Source organism: Albidovulum marisflavi (genome assembly GCF_025751435.1).
Taxonomy (GTDB): Bacteria; Pseudomonadota; Alphaproteobacteria; order Rhodobacterales; family Rhodobacteraceae; genus Albidovulum; species Albidovulum marisflavi.
In genome coordinates this window covers 1638245-1663779 of the sequence record NZ_JAOWKY010000001.1, presented here as the reverse complement: position 1 = coordinate 1663779, position 25535 = coordinate 1638245, and the positions used below count along the sequence as shown (strand labels likewise).

Below are 25535 nucleotides of genomic sequence, written 5' to 3'. Positions count from 1 at the left end.
TAATGGGATAACTCGCAGAACAAGCCGTCGGGGGCAGACATGACAACGAAGCTGATGGCTGGGAAGCGCGGCCTGATCATGGGGCTGGCGAATGACAAGTCCATCGCGTGGGGAATCGCCAAGGCTGTCGCCGAACAGGGTGCCGAGCTTGCATTTTCCTACCAGGGGGAAGCGCTGAAGAAGCGTGTCGAACCGCTGGCGGCAGAGCTTGGATCCAACCAGATCATGGAATGCGACGTGTCCGACGAGGCGTCTCTGGACGCGCTTTTCGACCGGCTCTCGAAGGACTGGGGCAAGCTCGACTTTGTCGTGCATGCAATCGGCTTTTCGGACAAGAACGAACTGCGCGGCCGCTACGTCGACACCAGCCCCGCCAACTTCCGCATGACGATGGACATCTCGGTCTACTCCTTCACCGCTGTCTGCCAGCGCGCGGCTGCGATGATGCCCGATGGCGGCAGCCTGCTGACGCTGACCTATTACGGCGCGGAACGCGTGATGCCGCACTACAACGTCATGGGCGTCGCCAAGGCCGCTCTTGAAGCCTCGGTGCGTTACATCGCCGAGGATCTGGGCAAGGACGGCATCCGCTGCAACGCGATCTCGGCCGGCCCGATCAAGACCCTGGCCGCCAGCGGGATCGGCGATTTCCGCTACATCCTGAAGTGGAATGAGCTGAACTCTCCGCTTCGCCGCAACGTCAGCCAGGACGAGGTCGGCAAGTCCGCGCTCTACCTCCTGTCCGATCTGGGTTCGGGCGTCACGGGCGAGGTGCATCACGTCGATGCCGGCTACCACCTTGTCGGGATGAAGGCCGTGGACGCCCCCGACATCGACGTCGTGACCGGCCGCAAGGAGTGATCAGATGACCGACCGCCTGCCGCATGAAAAGGGGTTCCACGTTTCCTGGGACCAGATTCACCGGGACGCACGCGCATTGGCCTGGCGGTTGGACGGCAAGGGCCCCGATGATGGCGGCTGGCGGGCGGTCGTAGCGATCACCCGCGGCGGGATGGCGCCCGCGATGATCGTGAGCCGCGAACTGGACATCCGCGTCGTCGACACGATCTCGGTCAAGTCCTACAACCACCAGGCGCAAACTCAGCCGCGCGTGATCAAGGCCCCGCAGGCCGACATCATGGGCGACCAGGGCGAAGGCGTGCTGGTCGTCGACGACCTTGTCGACACCGGCAAGACGCTGGAACTGGTGCGCAAGCTTTATCCCAAGGCGCATTTCGCCACCGTCTATGCCAAGCCCGAGGGGCGCGGAATGGTGGACACCTACATCACCGAGGTCAGCCAGGACACCTGGATCTTCTTTCCCTGGGACATGGCGCTGCAATACGTCGAGCCCTACCGCGGGCGCGACTGACCGCTCAGGGGGGCGCCGACGATGGTGCGCCGCAATGCAGCCCGTATCGCCCGGTGGCTCCACGAGCTTTTCGAAGCCTCGCTTGTCATCAAGGGCCTTCTCGCGGCCGCCGAGGGGGCTGCAGGACTTGGCCTGCTTCTGACCTCGAACGCGGTCATCCAGAATTTCGTCGACTGGATGACGCGGAACGAGCTGGCGCAGGATCCGACGGACCCGATGGCCCTGTGGGCGCAAAGCCTCGCACAGGGTTTTTCGTTCCAGGCGCAGCATTTCTACGCGATCTACCTGCTCAGTCACGGCGCGCTGAAGCTTGCGATGGTGCTTCTGCTTGCCGTGCGGGTCGTGTGGGCCTATCCCGCATCGATGGCGGTGCTGATGGGCTTCATCGTCTACCAGGTGCACCAGTGGTCGGCGTCGGGATCCTTGCCATTGCTGGCGCTTTCGGCCTTCGACGCGATCATGATCGCGCTGGTCTGGCGCGAATGGCGGGCGCTTCGGAGACCGGATCATCAGGGCTGAGGCTTCGGCGGCCATTGCCTGACCGCTCGGCTTCCGCCAAAACAGGCCAAACGAACAGGAGCTGGCCGTGTCACTTCCCCTGAACCCCGCGATGGCCGCAACGTTTGCCCCGCCGGTCATGGAAGCGCGCCGCTGGCTTGACGGCGTCAGCTTCCCGGCAGACCGGCCGCTCCTGAACGTAAGCCAGGCTGCCCCGGTCGATCCGCCGCCGGATGGCCTGCGCCAGGCTTTGGCCGAGGCCGCGCTCAACAATCCTGCGGCCCATCTGTACGGGCCGGTGCTGGGCTTGCCTGATCTGCGGGCCGAGGTCGCCACGCAATGGTCCGCGGCCTATGGCGGCGCCATCGCCGCGGACGAAGTCGCGATCACCCAGGGCTGCAACCAGGCCTTCTGCGCCGCGCTTGCGACGCTTGCGGGCGCCGGGGATGAAGTGATCCTTCCAACCCCTTGGTATTTCAACCACAAGATGTGGCTGGACCAGCAGGGCATGAAGGCCGTTCCCCTGCCGACCGGCGAACGACTGATCCCCGATGCCGGCGCGGCAAGCCAACTGATCACGCCCCGCACGCGGGCGATCGTCCTGGTGTCGCCCAACAACCCCGGCGGCGTCGAGTACCCGGCCGAGACCTTGCGCGCCTTCTTCGATCTGGCCCGTGCGAAGGGTATCGCGCTGATCGTCGACGAAACCTACCGCGACTTCGATGCCCGCAGCGGCGCGCCCCACGACCTGTTCACCGACGACGATTGGCGCGGAACCCTGATCCAGCTTTATTCCTTCTCGAAGGCTTATCGCCTGACCGGGCACAGGGTCGGCGCGATCGTCGCGGATCGCGCACGACTGGCGCAGGTCGAAAAGTTCCAGGACTGCGTCGCCATCTGCCCCAGCCAGCTTGGGCAGATCGGCGCGCTGTGGGGGATGCGGAATCTTTCCCAGTGGGTTGCGGGCGAACGGGACGAAATCCTGGCCCGGCGCGCAGCGATGAGCGCGGCCTTCGCCGACCTTCCCGGTTGGCGCATCCTGGGCTGCGGCGCCTATTTTGCCTATGTCGAACAGACCACCGGCGTCGCATCCCCCGATCTTGCCAAAAGGCTGGTTCGCGAAGCGGGCGTGCTGATGCTGCCCGGAACGATGTTCATGCCCTCGGACGACCCGCGCGCCGCGCGCCAGATGCGCATCGCCTTCGCCAATGTCGACCGTCAGGGCATCGCAGAGCTTGCCCAACGCCTTGCTTCCTGGCGGGCGTGATCCAGCGGTCCCTTGCCCCCTGCGGGCCTCTGCCCTAAACACCGTCAAAACCCTCTGACCGGAGCCCCGCGACATGTCCACCAAGCTGCGCAACAACAAGGGCAAGAATACCGTCATCTGGATCCTGATGGGCCTGATGGTGGCGGGGCTTGGCGGCTACGGCGTCACGAACTTCGGCGCGGGGATCGGGTCGATCGGATCGGTGGGCGGGCGCGACGTCGACCTTCGCGACTATGCACGCGCGCTGAACCAGGAAGTCAGGGCCATGTCGGCACAGCTTGGCACGCCGATCAGCTTCGCCCAGGCGCAGCAGTTCGGGGTCACGGCACGTGTTCAGGCGCAACTTTTCGCGGCCACCGCGCTTGACGGCGAAGCGGATGACCGGGGTCTGTCCGTGGGCGACGCCGAGGTGCGCCGCCAGGTGACGGGGATCCAGGCGTTCCGCGGCCTTGACGGCAGCTTCGACCGCGAAGCCTACAAGCTGACTCTGCGCCAGGAGGGGCTTACGGAAGCGGAGTTCGAAATGCGCCTTCGGGCGGACGCGGCCCGTGGCCTGTTGCAGCGCGCGATCATCGGCGCGGCCGCGGCGCCCGAAACCTTTCTGACCTCGGTCGCGAACTGGACGAACGAAACCCGTGACTTCACCTTGGCGGAACTGATCGCCTCGGACCTTGACGCGCCGGTCGAGGCGCCTTCGGAAGACGCGCTGAAGGCCTATTACGACACCCACCCCGAGGATTACACGAAACCCGAAACGCGCCAGATCACCTATGTCTGGCTGTCGCCCGAGATGGTCCAATCCGACATCGAGATCGACGAGGCCACGCTGCGCAACGCCTACGAAGAGCGCATCGACGAATTCGTCGTCCCTGAAAAGCGGCTGGTCGAGCGCCTTGTTTTCGCGAGCGAGGATGAGGCCAAGGCAGCAAAGGCGCGACTCGAATCCGGCGAGGTCAGTTTCGAACAGCTGACCGCGGAACGCGGGCTGACGCTGGCCGACATCGATCTGGGCGAAATGTCCAGGCAGGAACTGGGCGCGGCGGGCGACGCGGTCTTTGCCATGGAGGAGCCGGGCGTGGTCGGGCCCCTGCCCTCGAACCTTGGACCCGCGCTGTTCGCGATGAACGGGATCCTCGCCGCGCAGGAAACCTCGTTCGAGGAAGCGCGCGACATGCTTCTGCCAGAGCTGACCATCGACCGCGCCCGACGCCTGATCCTTGACCGCAGCGAATCCATGGCGGACGTGCTGGCGGGCGGCTCGACGCTGGAACAGGTCGCCGAGCAGGAAAAGATGCAGCTGGGCCAGATCGAGTTCAACACCGAAACAAGCGAGGGCATCGCCGCCTACGCCGACTTCCGTGACGCCGCCGAACAGGCCACGGCGGAGGACTTTCCGCAACTTGTAGAGCTGGAGGACGGCGGGGTGTTCGCGCTGCGCCTTGACGGGATCGACCCGCCGACCGTGCGCCCGATGGACGACGTGCGCGAGGCACTGATCGCGGACTGGATACGCGCGGAGACGCACAGCCGTCTGCTGGCGAAAGCGACCGAGGTGCAGGCCGCGCTTGACAACGGCAGCACCCTTGCCGCGCTTGGGCTGGTGACCACGCACTACGATGGCTTCGCGCGATCGGGCCATCTGGCCGACACGCCGGGCATCGTCGCCGAGCGCGCCTTCGAACTGGAAGAGGGCAAGGCAAGTGTCGTTGACGCCGCCGCACGTGTCTTCGTCGTGCAGGTGGACGCGATCCATGCCGCGGATGCGGCAGAGGCCGCCAGCTACGCGAATGCCCTTGAGCCGCGCATCGAACAGTCGGTCGCGGGCGATATGCTAGAGCTGTTCACGACGGCGCTTGAAAACGAAAAAGGCGTCACCGTCGATCAGTCCGCGATCAACGCCGTGCACGCGCAGATGCAGTAGGACCGGACACGTGGCTCTTATCCCCTCTTTCGCGGAATTCGAGGCCGGCTGGAACGCGGGCAAGAACCAGTTGGTCTTCACCCGGCTTGCCGCCGACCTCGACACGCCCGTGTCGCTGATGCTGAAGCTTGCCGACGCCGGTCGGATGAGCTTCATGCTGGAAAGCGTGACGGGCGGCGAGGTCCGCGGCCGCTATTCGGTCGTCGGGCTGAAACCGGATGTGATCTGGGATTGCAGCGGCACGCGAAGCCGCATCAACCGGCAGGCACGCTTCGACGCCGAGGCGTTCGAACCGCTTGACGGGCATCCGCTGGACACGCTGCGCGCCCTGATCGCCGAAAGCCGCATCGACATGCCCGAGGGCATTCCGGCGATCGCGGCGGGGCTTTTCGGCTATCTCGGCTACGACATGATCCGCCTGGTCGAGCATCTGCCGAACATTAAGCCCGACCCGATCGGCGTTGCCGACGCGACCCTGATGCGCCCGACGATCATCGCGGTCCTTGACGGGGTCAAGGGCGAGGTGACGGTCTGCTCGCCCGCATGGATCGCCTCGGGCCTGACCGCGCGCGCGGCCTACGCCCAAGCGGCCGAGCGGGTGATGGACGCGGTCCGCGACCTGGAGCGCGCGCCGGCAAGCGAAACCCGCAGCCTGGGCGACACCGCGCATCTGGGCGAGATGAAATCGAACTTCACCCCCGAAGGCTATCGCGCCGCGGTCGAGAAGGCCAAGGAATACATCCGCGCAGGGGACATCTTTCAGGTCGTGCCCTCGCAGCGCTGGACGGCGGATTTCAAGTTGCCGCCCTTCGCGCTCTACCGCTCTCTTCGCCGCACCAACCCCTCGCCGTTCCTGACCTTCTTCAATTTCGGAAGCTTCCAGATCGTCGGCGCCAGCCCCGAAATCCTCGTGCGCCTGCGCGATGGCGAGGTGACGATCCGCCCCATCGCCGGCACCCGTCCCCGCGGCGGAACGGTCGAGGAAGACAAGGCGCTGGAAGCCGACCTGCTGGCCGACAAGAAGGAACTGGCCGAGCATCTCATGCTACTGGACCTTGGCCGCAACGATGTGGGCCGCGTGTCAAAGGTCGGCACGGTCCATCCCACCGAGAAGTTCATCATCGAGCGCTACAGCCACGTCATGCACATCGTGTCAAACGTCGTGGGTGAAATTCGCGAGGATGAGGACGCCCTCTCGGCCCTGCTGGCGGGACTTCCCGCAGGCACGGTTTCGGGCGCGCCCAAGGTTCGCGCCATGGAGATCATCGACGAGCTTGAGCCGGAAAAACGCGGCGTCTACGGCGGCGGCGTCGGATACTTCGCCGCGAATGGCGAGATGGACATGTGCATCGCGCTGCGCACGGCGGTGGTGAAGGACGAAAAGCTTTATATCCAGGCAGGCGGCGGCGTCGTCTATGACAGCGACCCCGAGGCGGAATTCCAGGAAACCGTCAACAAGTCCAAGGCGCTAAAGAAGGCGGCCGAAGACGCGGGCCTGTTCATCCGCCGGGGCAACGCCTAGACGGGCGGGAAAGCATCCCGCCCGTTCCGGCACGGCGGCGTCACCGTTCGCCAAGATCCGCGATCATCCCCGCTGATACAGGGGCAAGCGTGACACCTTTCGGGCCTGTCGCAACCCAGGCTTCCAGCGCCTTCAAGGTCTCTGGATAGGCATGCGCGACGATGACCGAGCGGCCCTTCTGCCCGGCGTCGAAGGCGGCGCGCTCCAGAAGCCGGCGAACAGCGTCGGCGTCTTCCTTGTACTCGTCGACCACGCGGTCGACGCTTGCGTGGGGCACGCCGGCCTGCTCGGCGGCCTGGCCCGCCACGTTCAGCCCGCGCGCGTAGGTGATCAGACCTCGCCCGTCATCCTTGAGCGCTATGGCCAGGTGCTTGACGACTTCGCGGTCGATCTGGAACAGCGCGTCCGGGGCGGGGATCATGGCGATGCTTTCGGGCAGCGAGGCCGAAAGCGCCTCGACCGCCACCTGGATGTCCTTGCCGGTCATGCCGCGCTGCAACCCGTTGCGGGCAACGATGGCAATCTCGAAACCGGCGGCGCGGTAGTCGGCAGCACGCGCACGCGCCTCGGAACTGTTGGGGTCGACCGCGATGGTCACAGGGAAGCCAAGCCCCCGGATCGTCTGCTCGTCCACGCCGTCGAACCCTTCGCCCGGATCCAGAAGGACGATCGACACCGTCGGGCCCACCCCTGCAAGATCGAAGGGCGCGGCATTGCGCAGCAGCGGGGGAAGCTCTTCGCTGTCCTCCTCGGTCGCGGCCGGCAGAGGTTCCTCCGCGTTGCCGTCGGCCTGCGTGCCGATCGTGGGCAGTTGGGTGACCTTCTGGCCCGGCATCGCGCCGTCGGTCGTGCCAGTCGATGACAACTGCTCCGCCAATCCTGCCTGCGGCACCGTCGGTTCGGCCTCGGCCTCGGCCTCGGCGGCCACGGCCGGCTCTTCCTTCGGCTCTTCCGTCAGCTCTTGCGATGCCTGCGCCGACTCCGCGGCGCCTTCACTTGCCGGCTCGTCCGAGGCTCCGCTGGCTTCGGGGATCTGCGGCAAGGCATTGCCCGCGCTTTCCGCGACGGGCTGGGAAACCGGCTCGGTCGCCTCGGCATCGACCGGGGCGCTGGCGTCTTCCTCGGGCGCCGCTGACGCGGTCGTCTGCTCGGTCACCTGCGGCGCCTCTGGAGCGGCGGGCGCTTCCGTCTGGCTTTCGGGCTGGTCGGCGGTGCTGACTTCGGCCAGTTCCGGCGCGCCCTCCGCGGCAGGTTCCGAGACCATGGGCACCTGCTGGTCGGCGGCGGTATCTTCGGCCGCGGCAACGGTCGCCGCCTCGTCAGGCTTGGCCTTCGCGAATTCCGATCCGGCTGGCACCTCGACGATGGGCGTCTCCGGTGCAGGCTGCCCCTCCTGGCTTGCGCTTTCCGAGGGCGCGGGTTCGACCTCCGGCTGCACCTCGGTCTGGGCCTCGGGCTCCGGCATCGCGGCGGGCGCTGAATTGCCTGGCGCCCTGGCCGCTTCGCCCGCGGCGCGCACGGCCGCAAGCTGCGCGCCCGGAGGTGCCGCCTGCAGCGACAGGATCGCCGCGGTTGCCCCCCCCAAAATGGTTCCCATCAACAGTCCCGCCAATACACTTTTGCCCAATTTAGCCTCCGGCTCATGGATGCCCAGACCGCTTCCGCCCTTGACCCCGGCGCGCGGCTCTGACCATGTATAGCCCGACCTGCCACGGGGTTCATCCCCAGAATGCCGTTAGACCGACCGGGACCCGCGCCATGTTGCTGCTGATCGACAATTACGACAGTTTTACCTACAACCTCGTGCATTATTTCGGTGAACTGGGCGCCGATGTCGTCGTTCAGCGCAACGATGCACTGAATGTGCAGGAAGCCATGGCGATGCGGCCGCAGGCGATCGTCCTGTCGCCCGGCCCGTGCGATCCGGATCAAGCCGGGATCTGCCTTCCGCTGACGCACGCCGCCGCCGAGACCGGAACGCCGCTTCTGGGTGTCTGCCTGGGGCATCAGACCATTGGTCAGGCCTTCGGGGGAAAGGTCGTGCGCTGCCACGAGATCGTGCACGGCAAGATGGGCGCGATGCACCATGAAGGTAAGGGCGTTTTCGCGGGGCTGCCCTCGCCATTCCAGGCCACCCGCTATCATTCGCTGGTGGTCGAGCGTGACAGCCTTCCCGACTGCCTTGAGATCACCGCGTGGCTTGAAGACGGGACGATCATGGGCCTGCGCCACCGAGAGCTGCCGATCGAAGGCGTTCAATTCCATCCCGAATCCATCGCATCGGAACACGGGCACCAGATGCTTCGGACCTTCCTGGAAGGCGCGGGCGTGGACCTGAAGGTTCCGGCATGAGCGATATCCGTCCGCTGATCGGCCTTGCCGCCGAACGTCCTCTGACCCGTGATGAGGCCGAGGCGGCATTCGAGGCGCTGTTCGAAGGGGCCGCGACCCCCAGCCAGATGGGCGGCCTGCTGATGGCCCTGCGCACTCGCGGCGAAACGGTCGAAGAGATTGCGGCCGCGGCGCGCGTCATGCGCGCCAAGTGCAACAAGGTGCGCGCGCCCGAAGGCGCGATGGACATTGTGGGCACCGGGGGCGACGGCAAGGGAACCCTGAACATCTCGACCGCCACGGCCTTTGTCGTCGCAGGCGCAGGCGTGCCTGTCGCCAAGCATGGCAACCGCAACCTGTCCTCGAAATCCGGGGCGGCCGACGCGCTGACGCAGATGGGCGTTAACGTCATGGTGGGGACCGAGGTCGTCGAGAAGGCGCTGAAAGAGGTTGGCATCGCCTTCATGATGGCGCCGATGCACCACCCGGCGATCCGCCATGTCATGCCGACGCGCGCAGAGCTGGGCACACGCACGGTCTTCAACCTGCTGGGTCCCCTGACCAACCCCGCCGGGGTGAAGCGTCAGTTGACGGGGGCCTTTTCGCGCCAGTGGATCCGGCCGATGGCCGAAACGCTTGCCGCGCTTGGCTCTGACCGGGCCTGGCTCGTGCATGGCGGCGACGGGACGGATGAGCTGTCGATCGCGGGCGTAAGCTGGGTCGCCGCGCTTGAGGACGGAGCGGTCCGCGAATTCGAACTGCACCCCGAGGACGCCGGCCTGCCGGTCCACCCGTTCGAGGCCATAATGGGTGGCACGCCGGAAGACAACGCGACCGCCTTCCGCGCGCTTCTCGACGGAGCGAAGGGCGCTTACCGCGATGCGGTCCTCCTGAACGCCGCTGCGGCGCTTGTGGTTGCGGGTTCGGTAGACGACCTGAAGGCGGGCGTCGCCAGGGCCGCCGAAAGCCTGGATTCCGGCGCGGCCAAGGCCAAGATCGACGCGCTGGCACGCCTCACATCGGACGCATGATCCCGGAAGCCTGGGCACACCTGCCCTTCTTCAGCCGCGATTGGCCGCGGATCGCGGCGGCCTTGTCGAATGAAACGCGCGCGGTCCTGCCGCCCGAGGCGCAACGCTTTGCGGCGCTGACACTGACGCCGCCGTCAGCCGTCCGTGCAGTGATCCTGGGACAGGATCCCTACCCCACGCCCGGCCACGCCCATGGCCTGGCCTTTTCCGTGGAGCCGGATGTCAGTCCGCTGCCCCGATCGCTCAGGAACATCTTTGCAGAGATGTCCGCGGACATCGGCGCCTGTCCCGGCAACGGCGATCTCAGGCCATGGGCGCGGCAGGGTGTCTTGCTGCTGAACACCTGCCTGACGGTGCCCGCGGGTTCGGCGGGCGGCCATTCAGGGCTGGGCTGGCAGCGGCTGGCGCAAGAGGTTCTGGCCGAGGTGTCGCAGCGCCCGTGCGCCTTCCTGCTGTGGGGCGGTCACGCGCAGGCGTTGCGCGGCCACATTCGGGATGGCGATCATCTGATCGTCGAAACCGCCCATCCCTCTCCCCTTTCTGCCCGGCGCGGATTTTTCGGCTCTCGTCCCTTCAGCCGGGTCAACGGGTGGCTGACGGCCCGAGGCCGGCCGCCGATCAACTGGACCGGCTGATGCGCCGCCGCCGCGACTTCACGGCCCGCGTCCGGGCGGGGTATTTGTGCAATCAGGTGGCAGAGGGGCTTTTCGCCCCGCAAGCGGACGGATAAGACAAGGCATGGACATTCTCGACAAGATCAAGGCCTACAAGCTTGAGGAAATCGCGGCGGCGAAGGCCGCCCGGCCCCTTGCAGAGGTCGAAGTGGCAGCGCGCGCGGCTGGACCCGTGCGCGGCTTTCATGCGGCGCTGACGCGGGCAGAGGCGACGGGCTATGGCCTGATCGCCGAGATCAAGAAAGCGTCACCTTCCAAGGGGCTGATCCGCGCTGATTTCGATCCCCCCACGCTGGCGCGCGCATACCAAGCCGGCGGCGCGACCTGCCTGTCGGTCCTGACCGATGCGCCATCCTTTCAGGGCGCGCCCGAATATCTGACCGCGGCACGGGCGGCCTGCGCACTGCCCGCGCTTCGCAAGGATTTTCTCTACGACACCTACCAAGTGGCCGAGGCGCGCGCCTGGGGCGCGGACTGCATACTGATCATCATGGCATCGGTCGATGATGCGCTGGCGGCCGAACTGGAAGACGCCGCGCTTCACTGGGGCCTAGATGCGCTGATCGAGGTGCATGACGAAGCCGAGATGGAGCGGGCGCTCAGACTCAAGTCTCCCATGATCGGGGTCAACAACCGCAACCTGAAGACCTTTGAGGTATCGCTGGACACGACGCGGCGCCTCGCGCCCATGTTGGACGAAGGGCGCATGCTGGTCTGCGAAAGCGGGCTTTTCACGCCGGGCGACCTTGCGGAAATGGCTCAGGTCGGGGCGCGCAGCTTCCTGATCGGGGAAAGTCTGATGCGCCAGGCCGACGTGACGGCCGCGACACGGGCGATCCTGGCCGATCCGGTGGGTGTCTGACATGGCGCTGACGCATTTCGACAACGAGGGTAACGCGCACATGGTCGATGTTTCGGCCAAGGACGTGACCGATCGTGTCGCGGTCGCCGAAGCGCGGGTCGAGATGCTGCCAGAGACGCTGGCGCTGGTGACCTCAGGCACGGCCAAGAAGGGCGATGTGCTTGGGGTTGCACGGCTGGCCGGCATCATGGCCGCGAAGAAGACCGCTGACCTGATTCCGCTTTGCCACCCGCTTCCGATCACGAAGGTCGCCGTGGACCTGCACCCGGACCCGAACCTGCCGGGCGTGCGGATCACCGCGACCGTCAAGACAACGGGTCAGACAGGGGTCGAGATGGAGGCGCTGACCGCTGCCTCGGTCGCGGCGCTGACCGTCTACGACATGCTGAAGGCGGCAGAAAAATCGATGCGGATCGAAGGGTTGCGCGTCGTCCTTAAGGATGGCGGCAAGTCCGGCCGCTACGAGGCCGCGGAATGATCCAGGTCCAGGAGGCGCTTGAGCGGGTTCTGTCGCTCGTCAACCCAACCGGAATCGAAAGCGTGCCACTCCGCCAGGCCGCGGGCCGCGTCCTGGCCGAACCGGTCTCGGCGCGCCTGACCCAGCCCCCCTTCGCCGCCTCGGCCATGGACGGCTATGCCATCCGCGAAGGCGACCACCACGCCGGGCGGGTCCTTACGGTCATCGGGGAGGCTGCGGCCGGCCGTGGATATTACGGCACGATATCTGCGGGACAGGCCGTGCGCATCTTCACCGGCGCGCCCGTGCCCGAGGGCGGCGAGCGCGTTGTGCTGCAAGAGGATGTGGCGCGCGAAGGCGATCGCATCACCCTTGGCCCGCGCCTGGAGGAGGGCCGCCACATACGCGCGGCGGGCCAGGATTTTGCCGCAGGGGACCGGATTGATGCGCCGCGCCGGATCGGACACAAGGACATCGCGCTTCTGGCCGCGATGAACGTCCCCGAGGTGTCGGTGCGCCGCCGTCCCGTGGTGGCTTTCCTGTCCACTGGCGACGAACTGGTCATGCCCGGCGAAGAACCCGGTCCCGATCAGATCGTCGCGTCGAACGCACTGGCCCTTGCCGCCTTGGCCGAGGCGGAAGGCGCCGAGGCGCGCGTGCTGCCGATCGCCAAGGACACCGTTGCCTCGCTTCGCTTCGCGCTGTCGCTGGCCGAAGATGCCGACATGATCGTCACCATCGGTGGAGCCTCGGTCGGTGATCATGATCTGGTTGGCAAGGTGCTGGCCGAGTTGGGAATGGAACAGGCGTTCTGGAAGATCGCCATGCGCCCCGGCAAGCCGCTGTTGGCGGGCAGGCTGGGCAATACCGCGATAATTGGATTGCCAGGAAATCCCGTATCCTCAGTTGTTTGCGGACATATCTTCATGGCGCCCGCAATTCGCGCCATGCTGGGCCTGCGCGATCCGGCGCCCGTGCCGATGCGGGCCACGCTGGCCGAGCGCGTCGATCCGAACGGGCCGCGGGCGCATTACATGCGGGCGGTGGTCACACCGCGCGACGGCATGCCCGAGATCCGCGCCCTGCCGCGCCAGGACAGCGCACTCTTGTCGGTCCTGGCGCAGGCAAACGCGCTCCTGATCCGTCCCGTAGGCGATCCGGCGCGGGCAAGCGGTGAGACCGTCGACTACATCCCGATCTGAAAGGTGTTGTCCCCTATCCGCCCGACTTGTTGACACAAATCGGGAACACGCGTAGAACATTTGCGAACACATACACCGAACCAACCGGGGAAACGGTCGCGATGTTGACACGCAAGCAGTTGGAACTTTTGGATTTCATCCAGACCCGCATGGCGCGCGATGGCGTCCCCCCCTCGTTCGACGAAATGAAGGAGGCGCTGGACCTCCGGTCCAAGTCGGGCATCCACCGGCTCATCACCGCCCTGGAGGAACGGGGCTTCATTCGCCGTCTTGCCCATCGCGCCCGCGCAATTGAGATCGTGAAGCTGCCCGAAACGATGGAAAAGCGCGGATTTCAACCCCGCGTGATCGAAGGCGACAGGCATTCCCCGCCCGCAGGCGCCATGCCGGTCGAGGCGGCACATGCGCTGGAACTGCCGGTCATGGGCCGCATCGCCGCCGGCGTCCCCATCGAGGCGATTTCCGAGGTGTCGCATCACGTTGCCGTGCCGGGTTCGATGCTGTCGGGCAAGGGCGCGCACTACGCGCTTGAAGTTCGCGGAGACTCCATGATCGACGTGGGCATCAACGACGGCGACATCGTGGTGATCCGCGAACAGGGCACGGCCGAGAATGGCGACATCGTCGTAGCGCTGGTCGAAGGCCACGAAGCAACGCTCAAGCGGTATCGCCGCCAAGGGGGAATGATCCTGCTTGAGGCGGCGAATCCGGCCTATGAAACGCGCGTCTTGCCGGAAGCGATGGTGAAGGTGCAGGGACGACTGGTTGGACTTATCCGCTGCTACTAGGTTCGACACCCGCCGCGTTGCTGCCATTTCCTCAGTTGTCCAGCCGCCAGGCGCGAAGCGCCCTGTCGTTCCAAAGCCGCTTGCCAGACAGATCGCGCGCCGCAAGTTGCTGAACGCGCCCGCTTTGGTCCAAGCCCAGAGCCAGCGCGCCGGTCCGCGCAAGCGACTGCGCATCGTAAAGCAGGCACTGCGGCCTACCCCCGTGCCAGTATCCTTCCATCACGACAATGGCGCCCGGCCGGCACAGATCCTCGGCACGGCGAGCTGCAAGCTTTCCGGTCACGTGCCACAGGGTGAAGGGCCCAAGCCCTGCGCTGACCTTGCCACGTATGCCGACAAAGGCTTTGCGGGCGTAGGCCTCGGCCTGTTCCGCTTGGTCACCGTCAGCCTCTAGCCAACTGGAGGCGACGAAGCTTGCGCCCGTTTCCTTTGACAGCGCCCTGCCCCGTTCCGTCATGACACCTACAAGGCGTCCCTCGGCTGCAACCAGGACAAGCGGACGTTCGGCAAGGCTCCAACTCAGAAGACCCAAGGCGACCCCCGACGCACCCAGCAGGTTCAGCCATCGGGCACGCGACAGAGCGATCGCAATGGCCCCGAGACTAACCAGCGGCATCACCGAAGCCGCCGGTGCCGGAACAGGGATCACCGCGCCATCCAGCCCAGCGACTGTCTCTGCTATCGTCAGGATCAATCGGCACCCCGTTTCCATGACCCAAAGCGCCGGTCCGGCCAGCCCCAAGGGGGCGAGCAAGCCCGCAATGACCCCCGCGGGCATCACCGCGAGCCCCATCAGCGGAACGGCGGCCAGGTTGGCGACAAAGCCGTACTCGGCGATCCGGTTGAAATGCGCCGCCGCGATCGGGGCGGTGGCGGTGCCTGCCGCCAATGAGGACAGGCACAGCGCAACCGCAGGACGCAGCAGGGACGGAACGCGATGCGCGATGCCTTTCCAGTGCTGGAAGGCGACGATGAGCGCGACCGTGGCGCCGAATGACATCTGGAATCCCGGCTCCACAAGGCTTTCGGGCTCAAGCCCCAGCACGATCATCGCGGCGATCGCGACCGATCGCAGCGACAGCGCCCTCCGGTCAAGAAGAACGGCCGAAAGCATCACTGCCGCCATTATGAAGGCCCGCCGCGTGGCGACGCTGGGACCGGCAAGGAACAGGTAGAAGCACGCGGCCAAAAGCGCCGCGATCGCTGCGATCTTCTTGGTGTCAAGCCGAAGCGCGACGGGTGGGACAAGCGCCAGCCCGTATCGGCACAGGGCAAAGACAAAGCCTGTCAAAAGCCCCATGTGCAGCCCCGAGATCGAGATCAGGTGAGAAAGATTCGAGTCGCGCAGCGCCTCGGTCGTGGCGCGCGAAACCCCGGAGCGGTCGCCGGTCATCAGGGCCGCTGCGAAGGCGCCTGCCTGCCCCTCCATCCGGGACTGCATCGCGCGCGACAATGCGATGCGGGCGCGAAAGGCCCAAACGTCCGTCTCGCGCTGCGCCGACGCCAGGATCGTCACCGGGTCGCGCGTGTAGCCCACGGCCCCTAACCTTGCGTACCAGGCGATGCGCTGAAAATCGAAGCCCCCAGGCTCCACCGGGCTGTCAGGGGGCGAGAGGTGGGCGACCAGGCGCACCAATTGGCCCGGTTCGGCCGCGAATCCGTCATCCCCGTGCAGCGCGATCCGGACCCGCTCAGGCGTGCGCGACCTTGCGACGACGTTCAATGTAACATCGTCCAGGGTAAGCCGGACCTGGTCGGAAAACGACCGGTCGATGCCGACGACCCTTCCGGTCACGGGCCCATAGTAGCGATCGGCAAGAACCGGCGCCGCCACCATCTGGGTGCGCGCCATCGACGCCAGCAGGCCCGCCAGTACCAGCACAAGGGCCACGGCGGGCACATGCCATCGCTCAGCCCCCCTGACGCGGAGAACCAGACCGGCCGCGATTCCCACCGCGGCGAGCAGCGCGGACGCCACCCCCGGCTCTTCGGATGCCGAGAAGAAGGCGCCGATTCCCAGTGCGAACACGACCGGAGCCCAAGGCAAGAGATCGCCACGTGACGCCGCCAGATCGTCGAGCAGGCTGCCGAGACGCCGCGCCGCTGCCACCATCGCACCTTGTTTCCCAGCCGGGCTTTGCCTAATGAACGCGGGTCAGCCTGAACGCTTTTAGTTTCCGAAAGGTTAACGCGCCCATGACCCAGATCGTGACCCGTTTCGCCCCATCGCCCACGGGCTATCTGCACATCGGTGGCGCGCGCACCGCGCTGTTCAACTGGCTTTACGCGCGCGGCCGCGGCGGCCGGTTCCTTCTGAGGATCGAGGATACCGACCGCGAACGGTCGACGCCCGAGGCGACCGACGCCATCCTGCGCGGGCTGACCTGGCTTGGGCTGGACTGGGACGGCGACGTGGTCAGCCAGTTCGAACGCCGCGACCGCCATGCCGAGGTGGCGCACGAGATGCTGGCGCGAGGCCATGCCTACAAGTGCTATTCCACGCAGGAAGAGATCGAAGCCTTCCGCGAGGCCGCGCGGGCCGAGGGCCGCTCGACCCTTTTCCAGAGCCCGTGGCGCGATGCGGACCCCGCCACGCATCCCGACGCTCCCTACGCCATCCGGCTGAAGGCCCCCCGCGACGGCCAGACGATTATCGAGGACCAGGTGCAAGGCACCGTCACCTTCCGCAATGACCAGCTGGACGACATGGTTTGTTTACGTTCGGACGGTACCCCCACATACATGCTGGCGGTTGTCGTGGACGACCATGACATGGGCATCACGCATGTGATCCGGGGGGATGACCACCTGAACAACGCCGCGCGCCAGACGCAGGTCTACAATGCGATGGGCTGGACCGTGCCGGTCTGGGCGCACATCCCCCTGATCCACGGGCCGGACGGCAAGAAGCTGTCGAAACGTCACGGCGCGGTCGGGCTCGAGGAATACCAGGCCATGGGATACCCCGCAGCCGGGATGCGCAACTATCTGGCCCGTCTGGGCTGGGCGCACGGCGACGCCGAATTCTTCACCGACGAACAGGCCCGGGAATGGTTCGACCTTTCGGGAATCGGGCGGGCGCCTGCACGGCTCGACTTCAAGAAGCTTGAAAACCTGTGCGGCCAGCACATCGCGGTCACACCCGACGATCAGCTTTTGCCTGAAATTGAGGCATTTCTTGAGGCCGCCGGGCAACCCGCGCTTTCGCAGTTGCAGAAAGATGGCTTGGCGCGCGCGCTCTACTGCCTGCGCGAAAGGTCAAAGACGTTCCCGGAACTCATTGACAAGGCTCACTTTGTGCTGGCGTCTCGCCCCTTGGTCATCGAGGAGAAGGCACAGGCGGCACTCGATACGGTATCCCGTGGTATACTGCACGAATTGACGCCGCAACTGCAAAATGCTAGCTGGTCAAGAGATGAACTGGAGGCTGTCGTCGCCGCCGTTGCGGGTGCTCACGGGCTGGGTCTTGGAAAGATCGCAGGTCCCTTGCGCGCCGCTTTGGCCGGGCGGACGGTCACACCCAGTGTCTTCGACATGATGCTTGTCCTGGGGCAGGAAGAAACCATTGCCCGCCTCATGGACGCGACGGCCTGAGCCTTGGAATGGGGCACGGCCAACAGGGTCACGTTTGCCGGTCCTGAACCGGTGAACCATGAAGAGAGGGACGGACATGGCCGAGACGAAGAAGACCGCTACAATCACGATCGACGGGAACACCTTTGACCTGCCGGTGATGTCGCCCACCGCCGGCCCCGAAGTGATCGATATCCGGAAGCTCTACGCGCAGGCCGGCGTGTTCACCTATGATCCCGGCTTCACATCGACCGCGGCGTGCGACAGCTCGATCACCTATATCGACGGTGACCTTGGCGAGCTTCTGTATCGCGGTTACCCGATCGAACAGTTGGCCGAAAAATCCCACCATCTTGAGGTCTGCTACCTGCTTCTCTACGGCGAGCTGCCGAATGCCGCGCAGATGCGGGATTTTGAGAACCGCGTGACACGGCACACGATGCTGCACGAGCAGATCCAGTACTTCTTCCGCGGCTTCCGCCGCGACGCCCATCCGATGGCGACGATGGTCGGCGTCGTGGGCGCGCTGTCCTCGTTCTACCACGACAGCCTTGAAATCTCGGATCCCTGGCAGCGCGAGGTCGCGGCGATCCGGATGATCGCGAAACTTCCGACCATAGCGGCCTGGGCCTACAAGTATTCGATCGGCCAACCCTTCGTGTACCCGAAGAACTCGCTCTCCTACGCGGGCAACTTCCTGCACATGTGCTTCGCCGTCCCGTGCGAGGACTACGTCGTTCGCCCTGAACTTGAGCGTGCGATGGACCGCATCATGATGCTGCACGCGGACCACGAACAGAACGCCTCGACCTCGACCGTGCGCCTGGCGGGGTCTTCGGGAGCGAATCCCTTCGCCTGCATAGCGGCCGGGATCGCGTGCCTGTGGGGACCCGCGCATGGCGGCGCCAACCAGGCCTGCCTTGAAATGCTGCGCGAAATCGGCTCGGTCGAGAACATTCCCGACGCGATCCGCCGCGCGAAGGACAAATCGGACCCGTTCCGCCTGATGGGCTTCGGCCACCGCGTCTACAAGAACTTCGACCCGCGGGCCAAGGTCATGAAGGAATCGGCGGACGAGGTGCTGGACCTTCTTGGCGTGAACGACAACCCGCTGCTGCAGGTCGCCAAGGAGCTTGAGCGCATCGCGCTTGAGGATGACTACTTCGTCGAGAAGAAGCTGTATCCCAACGTCGACTTCTACTCCGGCATCATTCTTGAGGCGATGGGCTTCCCGACCTCGATGTTCACGCCGATCTTTGCGCTGTCGCGCACTGTCGGCTGGATCTCGCAGTGGAAGGAAATGATCGGCGATCCGCAGCAGAAGATCGGTCGTCCGCGCCAGCTTTACGTCGGCCCCACCCGTCGGGACTACCGCAAGGTGCAAGAGCGCTGATCCTTGCCTCGCATGGAAATCGGGCCGCCCTTCGGGGCGGCCCTTTTCATTTGCGCGGATCCAACGGCAAGGGGCGCGCGACCATCAGGCCACGGCATGTTCCTTGCTGATCTTGTCGGCCTCCTTGCCATAGATCTCTTCATAGTGATCGAATTCGGTCTCGTGCCACGCCGTCCCCTGCGTCGAGGACCCGAGCGCCATCACCAGATCCTCGGTCGCCGAGGCGGGGATAAGCGCGCGGAAGATATCCCAGCCGCGGAACGCCGGGTCGGCATCGAAGCCCAGCACCTGCCCCTTCATGGACGAAACCAGCGACACCATGGCGCCCGAATAGATCGACGGGACATGGATATCGACCCGCTCGATCGGCTGCAGAAGAACCGGGCCCGCCTTCTGAAGCGCCTCGCGCACGCCCATTCGCCCGGCCGTGCGGAACGCGTAGTCGGAACTGTCGACCGAATGCGACTTGCCGTCGGTCAGGGTCACTGAAATGTCGATGACCGGAAAACCCATCGGTCCCTTCGTCAGCGCCTCGCGTGCCCCCTCCTCGACCGAAGGGATGTAGTTGCGCGGCACCGCGCCGCCCTTTACGACCTCGTCGAAGCGGAAGCCTTCGCCGCGCCCGACCGGGCTGACGGTCAATGCGACATCGGCGAACTGCCCCGCGCCGCCAGACTGCTTGCGGTGACGGTAGTGCTCCTCGACCCGAGATGAGATCGTTTCGCAATAGCGTGGCGCGGGCGCGTCGATCGTGACCTCGATCCCGAAATCCTCGGCCAGCGCAGCAAGGGTCTGACGCTGGTGCATGGGGCCCTGAAGCCGGATAGCGACGTGGCCTGTGCCTTCATCCTGTCCGACGGACAGCGTCGGGTCGGCCTCGGCCAGACGTGACAGGGCCGTGGACAGGCGCACCTCGTCACGTTCGTTCGCGGGCTTGACGATGCGCGTCAGCGCTGGCGGGCATCCCCGCGCCCAATCCGGCGCGGCATGGACGGCGGAACTGGAAAAGAGCTTTCCGGCGTCAAGCTGGTCGGACTTGACGGTCAAGGCGATCTCGCCCGGCGGCAGCCTGTCGACTTGGCTCTTGCCGCCCATTTCGGTCATCCCGCCAAGGTTGTCGCCGCCAAGCTGCGCCCCGACCGCCACACCCTCGGCCAGCGCTCGAAGGAACACGCATTTGCCCAGGTGCTTGCGGTTCTGCGCATGGAAGCCGACAGCAAGCGCGTCGGACTGTCCCAGCCGGGCCTTCAGCGCGTCGACCTGAGGCGCTTCGTGCCGGAGCGCCTTCATCAGCCGCATGACACCGTTCATGTGACTTGCGGCACCCATGAAGGTCGGGATCAGGACGCTGTCCTGTGTTTCGCGGCGGGCGATCGCGAACAGGGCGCCGGTCGCCGGTTCGTGATCCTCGATCAGTTCCTCAAGCAGCGCATCGTCGAAATCGGACATGTGCTCCAAGAGTTCCGCCCGCGCTTCGTGTTCGCGGTCGACCTCTGCCTTGGGGATGGCGACGAGTGTCGAGGGCTGGCCTTCGCGGTAACGCCACGCCCGTTCCGATATGAGGTCGATGGCGCCCACGACCTGGCCGCCCTCGCGGATCGGTATCTGGCGAAGAACGATGGCGTGATTGGTGTAGGCCTGAAGCGCCGATACGATGTCGCGCACGCGCCCCTTGGGTGCGTCCATCCGGTTGATGAATATCATGCAGGGCACACCCGCCTCTTCGATGGCCCGAAGCCAGGGGGCGGCTAGAACCGCCTCATCCGGATCGGCGGCAACGCAAAGGATCGCAACGTCGGAAGCCAGCAGCGGCGCCCCCGCCATGCGCGCGAATTCGGGGCCGCCCGCCATGTCGATCGCGCACCAGTCTTCGCCCATGAAACCGAAGCGGGTCAGCGCCAAGTGACCCGCGGTTTCGACGCGCGCGGGCGTGCCGTCCAATGTGGCGAGCTGTTTGACCAGCTCGCTCTTGCCCGAATGCGATGGGCCGAGAACCGTGATGCAGCGCATGAAAACCTCCCCGTTCGGCACATTGAAGAGGGTGCGGCGCAACGCCGGCCCCCCGTGCCAAGGGGCCATGCGCCCTCTGGTTCAACCTTCGGGCGGGAAAGGGGCTTGGTCAAGCGGGGACATGGCCGGGTTGCGGAAAAGCGCCCCTTGGCGGGTCAGCGGCCTTCGAAATGCGCGGGGCGTTTTTCAAGGAAAGCGATGACGCCTTCCTTGAAATCGTTGGTCATGCCGCATTCGCCCTGCAACTTGGCCTCGAGCGAAAGCTGACCGTCAAGATTGCGGTCCCAAGCCCCCCTGAGCGCGGTTTTGACGTTGCGGTAGGCGACGGTCGGTCCCTTGGCCAGATGATCGGCCCTGGCGCGCCAATGCGCGGCGAAGTCGGCATCCGGCACGCATTCCCAGATCATGCCCCAGTCCGCCGCCTGGCGGGCGGGTATGCGGTCGGCGAACAGCGCCGCCCCCATCGCCTTGGCAAAGCCCATCTGGCGCGGCAGCCACCAGGTGCCGCCCGCGTCTGGCAAAAGCCCGATCCGGGTGAATGCCTGGCTGAAAAACGCGCTTTCGGCGGCGATGACAACATCGGCTGCAAGTGCAAGGTTCGCCCCGGCGCCGGCAGCCGCGCCATTTACGGCGGCGATGACTGGCACCGGGCAGTCATAGACCGCACGCAGCATGGGTTCGTATTCATCCCTGAGCGTGCGCTCCAGATCGATTTCGGCGATCTGCGCCCGGTCGCCCAGGTCCTGTCCCGCGCAGAAGGCACGCCCCGACCCTGTCAGCACCACGCAGCGCGCCGCTTGCGCCGCGCTGCGCAGGGCATCGGTGATCTCGGCGCGCATCTGGGTATTGAGCGCGTTCATCACATCGGGTCGGCTGAGCGTGATGACGGTCAGTCCCTCGTTCGCTTCGGTCGTGATCGTCTGATAGGCCATCGCCGGCTCTCCCCTTCTTGCCGGCGACAGATTAGCGGCAGCGGCAGGAAGGGGAAGGGGAACGGTGCGTCACTCCTTCAGGATTTCCCGAAGGCGCCGCGCTTCGTCGTCGTTGAGTGGGGCTGGCGCGGGTTCGGCTGCGCTGCCGCGCCGGCGCAGGTATATCGCCGCGCCGCCCATCGCGATCAGCAGCATCGCCGGGCCGGCGAACCACAGAATGATGTTGGCGCCCCTTGCCTCGGGTTCGAACAGCACGAACTCTCCGAACCGGTCGACGACATAGTCGATAACCTCGTCATCGCTGTCGCCCGCAACCAGCCGTTCGCGCACGACAAGGCGAAGGTCGCGCGCGACAGGGGCGTTGGAGTCGTCGATCGTCTCACCTTGGCAGACCGGGCAGCGCAGCACGGCGGAGATGTCGCGCGCGCGCGCCTCGAGCGCGGGGTCGGACAGGATTTCGTCCGGCTGCACGGCAAGCGCCGGCGCCGCGGCAAGGAAAAGGATCAGCAGGATTCGCTTCATGCGACCTACTCCGCCGGTGCCGGGGACGCCGCGGCGTTGCTGCGTCTTGCCCCGGCCGCCACCCTGTAACGGCGGTCGGACAGGCTGAGCAGGCCGCCGATCGCCATCAGGATCGACCCGGCCCAGATCCAATTGGCAAAGGGTTTGACGTAGGTGCGCACTGCCCAGCCACCGTCCTTCTGCTCATCTCCGATCACGAGATAGACGTCGCGCAGGAAGCCGTTGTCGATTGCGGCCTCGGTCGTCGGCATGTTGGCGACGGGGTAGAACCGCTTTTCCGGATAAAGCGTGGCGATATGTTCGCCGTGAAGGTCGACCTCCATCGTCGCCATTGTGGTCATGTAGTTTGGGCCCTGCTTCTTTTCCACGGCGGCAAGGGTCACGTCGTAGTCACCCAGTGAGAAGGTTTCGCCCACCTTGGCAACGCGGATATCCTCGACATTCCACGCCATGAGCGTCGAAACCCCGATGAAGACGATGCCAAGGCCGGAATGGGACGCGGCCTTGCCCCAGTCGGCGCGCGGCAGCCGCTTGAGTCGGGCAAGGCGGCGGCCGGAGCGGTGCCACAGCTCCGAGGCCGCGCCCGCGACCAGCCACGTGCCCAACGCGATGCCGACCGGCGCCAGAGCGGACCGGCCCGTCTGCAGGGCGAAAGCCAATGCGCCAAGTGCAAAGGCAAGGACAAGCGCCCCCGACAGCGGCCGCAGCGTCTTTGCCAGGGATCCCCGCTTCCACGGCAGCATCGCCCCGATGGGCAGGAGGATCGCAATCAGAACCATGAACGGCGTGAACGCCTTTTCGAAGAAGGGCGGCCCGACAGACAGCTTGCGATCAAAGAACATCTCGGCAAAGAGCGGCCAGACTGTGCCGATGAAGACAACGAAGGCAGAGACCGCCAGCAGGACATTATTGATGACCAGCGCCGATTCGCGGCTGACCAGCCCGAAGACGCCGCGCGCCTCAAGCGATCCTGCGCGCGCCGCATAAAGCGTAAGCGCGCCGCCGATGAAGACCGCAAGGATCGCCAGGATGAACACGCCCCGCTCCGGATCGTTTGCGAAGGCGTGCACGCTTGTAATGACGCCCGAGCGCACGATGAACGTGCCGATCAGCGAGAAGCCGAAAGCAAGGATCGCAAGCAGGATGGTCCAGCTTTTCAGCGACTCGCGCTTTTCCACGACGACGGCGGAATGAAGCAGCGCCGCCGCCAGCAGCCAGGGCATGAAGCTGGCATTTTCGACCGGATCCCAGAACCAGAAGCCGCCCCAGCCCAGTTCGTAGTAGGCCCACCAGGACCCCAGCGCGATGCCGATCGTCAGGAACATCCAGGCGGCAAGCGTCCAGGGCCGCACCCAGCGCGCCCACGCGGCATCGACACGCCCTTCGATCAGCGCTGCGACCGCAAAGGAAAACGCCATCGAAAGGCCGACGTACCCGAGGTAGAGAAACGGCGGGTGGAAGGCCAGGCCGGGATCCTGCAGCAGCGGGTTCAGATCGCGCCCGTCGAAGGGCGGAAAGGCAACGCGGTCGAATGGATTCGACGTCAGCACGATGAAGGCCAGGAAGGCCACGCCGATCATCGCCTGGACCGACAGAACCCGCGCCAGAAGCCTGGGTGGCAAGCCGTCGCCGAAAACGGCTGCCGCTGCGCCGAACAGGGCCAGGATCAGCACCCAGAGCAGCATCGATCCTTCGTGGTTCCCCCAAACGCCCGCGACCTTGTAGAGCATGGGTTTCAGCGTGTGGGAGTTTTCGACGACCACGCGCAGGGAGAAGTCCGAGGTGACGAAGCCGAACGTCAATGCCGCGAAGGCTGCCGCGATCAGGACAACCTGCATCTTGGCCGCCGGCACCGCTACGGCGATCCAGCCCGGCCAGCCCTTCCAGGCGCCGATCAGTGGAATGACGGCCTGCACAAGGGCGACGCCCAAGGCCAGGATGAGGGTGAAGTGGCCAAGCTCTGCTATCATGGAGACGCAGCATAATGTGTCGGCGCGGCAGGGCCAATGGGCTGCGCGCGCATGTCGCGGGATATCCGGCCGCCGCCCTCCGTGATCGGTATTCGATATTGTTATCCGATTTTTTCACTCAGGTATTGACGGGGCGCGCACGATGATACAACAGAGCAGCATGCTATCCGACAAAAGGACTCAGGATATGAAAACCCAGCTGATGCTGTCGCTGCCGCTCATGGCGATCGCCCTGCCCGCACTGGCGCAAGAAGTGAACGTCTATTCCCATCGCCAGCCCGAGCTTGTTCAGCCGCTGTTCGACGCCTTCACCAAGGAAACCGGCATCGACGTCAACGTGGCCTTCGTCGACAAGGGCATGGTGGAGCGCCTGGTGTCCGAGGGCAGTCGCAGCCCCGCCGACCTGGTGATGACCGTGGACATCGCGCGGCTCGCACAGATCGTCGACGCCGGCGTGACGCAGCCCGTCGAGTCCGAGGTGCTGACCGCCAGCATCCCCGCCGAGTTCCGCGATCCCGGCAACCAGTGGTTCGGCCTGACGACGCGCGCGCGGGTCGTGTACGCGTCGAAGGACAGGGTGGCCGATGGCGAGGTCACGACCTACGAAGATCTGGCCGATCCGAAATGGCAGGGCCGTATCTGTACCCGTCCCGGCACACATGACTACAACCTTGGCCTGATGGCCGGCGTGATCGCGCATGACGGCGAAGAGGCCGCGAAGGAATGGGCCACGGGGCTGCGCGCCAACCTGGCTCACAAGCCCGAGGGCAACGACCGCAGCCAGGTCAAGTCGATCTGGGCGGGCGAATGCGATATCTCGCTTGGCAACACCTACTACATGGGTGCGATGCTGGCCGATCCCGAACAGAAGGAATGGGCCGACAGCGTTCGTATCGTCTACCCGGTCTTCAAGGACGGCGGCACCCACGTGAACGTTTCCGGCGTGGCGATGACCAAGGCCGCGCCGAACCGCGACGACGCGCTGAAGCTGATGGAATTCCTTGCGTCCGACGAAGCCCAAGCGATCTACGCCGAACTCAACCACGAATTCCCGGTCAAGCCGGGTGTCGCAAAGTCGGAACTGGTCCAGAGCTGGGGCGACTTCACGCCAGACAGCGTGAACCTGGCAGAACTTGCCAAGCTTAGGCCGGCAGCGCTTCGGATCATGGAAGAAGTGAACTTCGACGGCTGAGTCTCCCTTCCCGGCTGT

The 25535-nt window shown here is 65.6% G+C and carries 22 protein-coding genes; 16 read left to right on the top strand and 6 right to left on the bottom strand.

The genetic code is table 11. From position 1 onward, the window contains the following. The first annotated feature begins 39 nt into the window (after positions 1–39). The 6 genes from fabI to trpE all read left to right on the top strand — a co-directional run bounded on the left by fabI (position 40) and on the right by trpE (position 6580). The gene (gene fabI, locus OEW28_RS08110) at positions 40–861 is read left to right on the top strand and encodes an enoyl-ACP reductase FabI (protein ID WP_263734193.1); all 822 of its coding nucleotides are present in this window, start codon (positions 40–42) and stop codon (positions 859–861) included. Positions 862–865: 4 nt separating this feature from the next. Next, positions 866–1372: a xanthine phosphoribosyltransferase gene (gene gpt / locus OEW28_RS08105; protein ID WP_263734192.1), complete on the top strand. Its 507-nt coding sequence runs from the start codon at positions 866–868 to the stop codon at positions 1370–1372. Between the two features lie 21 nt (positions 1373–1393). Continuing rightward, on the top strand, positions 1394–1891 hold the full coding sequence (locus tag OEW28_RS08100; RefSeq protein ID WP_263734191.1) for a DUF2127 domain-containing protein: 498 nt from the start codon (positions 1394–1396) through the stop codon (positions 1889–1891). Between the two features lie 67 nt (positions 1892–1958). Beyond that, positions 1959–3137: an aminotransferase gene (locus OEW28_RS08095; protein WP_263734190.1), complete on the top strand. Its 1179-nt coding sequence runs from the start codon at positions 1959–1961 to the stop codon at positions 3135–3137. 73 nt (positions 3138–3210) lie between these two features. Further along, positions 3211–5058, top strand: coding sequence for a peptidylprolyl isomerase (locus OEW28_RS08090; RefSeq protein ID WP_263734189.1), 1848 nt, complete (start codon positions 3211–3213; stop codon positions 5056–5058). A 10-nt stretch (positions 5059–5068) separates the two neighbouring features. Further along, positions 5069–6580: an anthranilate synthase component I gene (gene trpE, locus OEW28_RS08085; RefSeq protein ID WP_263734188.1), complete on the top strand. Its 1512-nt coding sequence runs from the start codon at positions 5069–5071 to the stop codon at positions 6578–6580. A gap of 40 nt (positions 6581–6620) precedes the next feature. Here the strand turns inward: trpE and OEW28_RS08080 are convergent, their stop codons facing one another. After that, entirely contained in the window at positions 6621–8177 is a 1557-nt protein-coding gene (locus OEW28_RS08080; protein ID WP_263734187.1) for a divergent polysaccharide deacetylase family protein, read from the bottom strand. A gap of 161 nt (positions 8178–8338) precedes the next feature. On the opposite strand from OEW28_RS08080, the gene OEW28_RS08075 reads away from it, so the two are divergent. From OEW28_RS08075 to lexA, 7 genes are all read left to right on the top strand, one after another. Then, positions 8339–8932: an anthranilate synthase component II gene (locus tag OEW28_RS08075; protein ID WP_263734395.1), complete on the top strand. Its 594-nt coding sequence runs from the start codon at positions 8339–8341 to the stop codon at positions 8930–8932. Further along, on the top strand, positions 8929–9942 hold the full coding sequence (gene trpD / locus OEW28_RS08070) for an anthranilate phosphoribosyltransferase (protein ID WP_263734186.1): 1014 nt from the start codon (positions 8929–8931) through the stop codon (positions 9940–9942). The genes OEW28_RS08075 and trpD overlap by 4 nt, the downstream gene beginning before the upstream one ends. Further along, positions 9939–10577, top strand: a complete 639-nt coding sequence (locus tag OEW28_RS08065) for a uracil-DNA glycosylase (RefSeq protein ID WP_263734185.1) — start codon at positions 9939–9941, stop codon at positions 10575–10577. Before trpD ends, OEW28_RS08065 begins: the two co-directional genes overlap by 4 nt. Positions 10578–10680: 103 nt before the next feature. Next, the gene (trpC, locus tag OEW28_RS08060) at positions 10681–11478 is read left to right on the top strand and encodes an indole-3-glycerol phosphate synthase TrpC (protein ID WP_263734184.1); all 798 of its coding nucleotides are present in this window, start codon (positions 10681–10683) and stop codon (positions 11476–11478) included. A gap of 1 nt (position 11479) precedes the next feature. Continuing rightward, entirely contained in the window at positions 11480–11956 is a 477-nt protein-coding gene (gene moaC, locus OEW28_RS08055; protein WP_263734183.1) for a cyclic pyranopterin monophosphate synthase MoaC, read from the top strand. Next, positions 11953–13137: a molybdopterin molybdotransferase MoeA gene (locus tag OEW28_RS08050; RefSeq protein WP_263734182.1), complete on the top strand. Its 1185-nt coding sequence runs from the start codon at positions 11953–11955 to the stop codon at positions 13135–13137. The genes moaC and OEW28_RS08050 overlap by 4 nt, the downstream gene beginning before the upstream one ends. 101 nt (positions 13138–13238) lie before the next feature. Next, positions 13239–13925, top strand: coding sequence for a transcriptional repressor LexA (gene lexA / locus OEW28_RS08045; protein ID WP_263734181.1), 687 nt, complete (start codon positions 13239–13241; stop codon positions 13923–13925). Between the two features lie 31 nt (positions 13926–13956). Here lexA and OEW28_RS08040 read toward each other — a convergent pair whose 3' ends face one another. Beyond that, a complete protein-coding gene (locus tag OEW28_RS08040) occupies positions 13957–16038 on the bottom strand; it encodes a ComEC/Rec2 family competence protein (protein WP_263734180.1) in 2082 nt (693 codons plus the stop codon). A gap of 83 nt (positions 16039–16121) precedes the next feature. Between OEW28_RS08040 and gltX the strand changes: the two genes are divergently transcribed. Next, positions 16122–17519 (top strand): glutamate--tRNA ligase, encoded by a 1398-nt coding sequence (gltX, locus tag OEW28_RS08035; RefSeq protein WP_263734179.1) that lies wholly within the window; start codon positions 16122–16124, stop codon positions 17517–17519. Between the two features lie 76 nt (positions 17520–17595). Continuing rightward, positions 17596–18891 carry a citrate synthase gene (gene gltA, locus OEW28_RS08030; protein ID WP_263734178.1) on the top strand — a complete coding sequence of 432 codons (1296 nt, stop codon included), beginning with the start codon at positions 17596–17598 and terminating at the stop codon, positions 18889–18891. A gap of 84 nt (positions 18892–18975) precedes the next feature. On the opposite strand, the gene OEW28_RS08025 is transcribed toward gltA, so the two are convergent. The 4 genes from OEW28_RS08025 to OEW28_RS08010 all read right to left on the bottom strand — a co-directional run bounded on the left by OEW28_RS08025 (position 18976) and on the right by OEW28_RS08010 (position 24325). Further along, positions 18976–20901, bottom strand: a complete 1926-nt coding sequence (locus tag OEW28_RS08025; RefSeq protein ID WP_263734177.1) for an elongation factor G — start codon at positions 20899–20901, stop codon at positions 18976–18978. 155 nt (positions 20902–21056) lie between these two features. Continuing rightward, positions 21057–21833, bottom strand: coding sequence for an enoyl-CoA hydratase-related protein (locus OEW28_RS08020; protein ID WP_263734176.1), 777 nt, complete (start codon positions 21831–21833; stop codon positions 21057–21059). Between the two features lie 69 nt (positions 21834–21902). Then, positions 21903–22355 carry a cytochrome c-type biogenesis protein gene (locus OEW28_RS08015; protein WP_263734175.1) on the bottom strand — a complete coding sequence of 151 codons (453 nt, stop codon included), beginning with the start codon at positions 22353–22355 and terminating at the stop codon, positions 21903–21905. A gap of 5 nt (positions 22356–22360) precedes the next feature. Next, positions 22361–24325, bottom strand: coding sequence for a heme lyase CcmF/NrfE family subunit (locus OEW28_RS08010; RefSeq protein WP_263734174.1), 1965 nt, complete (start codon positions 24323–24325; stop codon positions 22361–22363). A gap of 187 nt (positions 24326–24512) precedes the next feature. On the opposite strand from OEW28_RS08010, the gene OEW28_RS08005 reads away from it, so the two are divergent. After that, complete coding sequence (locus OEW28_RS08005) at positions 24513–25517, top strand: Fe(3+) ABC transporter substrate-binding protein (RefSeq protein ID WP_263734173.1); 1005 nt, start codon at positions 24513–24515, stop codon at positions 25515–25517. The last annotated feature ends 18 nt before the right edge of the window (positions 25518–25535 follow it).

Bases quoted from the DNA above. Each gene is read 5' to 3' on its own strand.
- OEW28_RS08025 (WP_263734177.1), bottom strand. From the start codon at position 20,901: ATGCGCTGCATCACGGTTCTCGGCCCATCGCATTCGGGCAAGAGCGAG.
- trpD (WP_263734186.1), top strand. From the start codon at position 8,929: ATGAGCGATATCCGTCCGCTGATCGGCCTTGCCGCCGAACGTCCTCTG.
- OEW28_RS08075 (WP_263734395.1), top strand. From the start codon at position 8,339: ATGTTGCTGCTGATCGACAATTACGACAGTTTTACCTACAACCTCGTG.
- fabI (WP_263734193.1), top strand. From the start codon at position 40: ATGACAACGAAGCTGATGGCTGGGAAGCGCGGCCTGATCATGGGGCTG.
- OEW28_RS08015 (WP_263734175.1), bottom strand. From the start codon at position 22,355: ATGAAGCGAATCCTGCTGATCCTTTTCCTTGCCGCGGCGCCGGCGCTT.
- OEW28_RS08040 (WP_263734180.1), bottom strand. From the start codon at position 16,038: ATGGTGGCAGCGGCGCGGCGTCTCGGCAGCCTGCTCGACGATCTGGCG.
- trpC (WP_263734184.1), top strand. From the start codon at position 10,681: ATGGACATTCTCGACAAGATCAAGGCCTACAAGCTTGAGGAAATCGCG.
- OEW28_RS08090 (WP_263734189.1), top strand. From the start codon at position 3,211: ATGTCCACCAAGCTGCGCAACAACAAGGGCAAGAATACCGTCATCTGG.
- OEW28_RS08005 (WP_263734173.1), top strand. From the start codon at position 24,513: ATGAAAACCCAGCTGATGCTGTCGCTGCCGCTCATGGCGATCGCCCTG.
- OEW28_RS08010 (WP_263734174.1), bottom strand. From the start codon at position 24,325: ATGATAGCAGAGCTTGGCCACTTCACCCTCATCCTGGCCTTGGGCGTC.
- gltX (WP_263734179.1), top strand. From the start codon at position 16,122: ATGACCCAGATCGTGACCCGTTTCGCCCCATCGCCCACGGGCTATCTG.
- gpt (WP_263734192.1), top strand. From the start codon at position 866: ATGACCGACCGCCTGCCGCATGAAAAGGGGTTCCACGTTTCCTGGGAC.
- lexA (WP_263734181.1), top strand. From the start codon at position 13,239: ATGTTGACACGCAAGCAGTTGGAACTTTTGGATTTCATCCAGACCCGC.
- OEW28_RS08050 (WP_263734182.1), top strand. From the start codon at position 11,953: ATGATCCAGGTCCAGGAGGCGCTTGAGCGGGTTCTGTCGCTCGTCAAC.
- moaC (WP_263734183.1), top strand. From the start codon at position 11,480: ATGGCGCTGACGCATTTCGACAACGAGGGTAACGCGCACATGGTCGAT.
- gltA (WP_263734178.1), top strand. From the start codon at position 17,596: ATGGCCGAGACGAAGAAGACCGCTACAATCACGATCGACGGGAACACC.
- OEW28_RS08100 (WP_263734191.1), top strand. From the start codon at position 1,394: ATGGTGCGCCGCAATGCAGCCCGTATCGCCCGGTGGCTCCACGAGCTT.
- OEW28_RS08080 (WP_263734187.1), bottom strand. From the start codon at position 8,177: ATGGGAACCATTTTGGGGGGGGCAACCGCGGCGATCCTGTCGCTGCAG.
- OEW28_RS08065 (WP_263734185.1), top strand. From the start codon at position 9,939: ATGATCCCGGAAGCCTGGGCACACCTGCCCTTCTTCAGCCGCGATTGG.
- OEW28_RS08020 (WP_263734176.1), bottom strand. From the start codon at position 21,833: ATGGCCTATCAGACGATCACGACCGAAGCGAACGAGGGACTGACCGTC.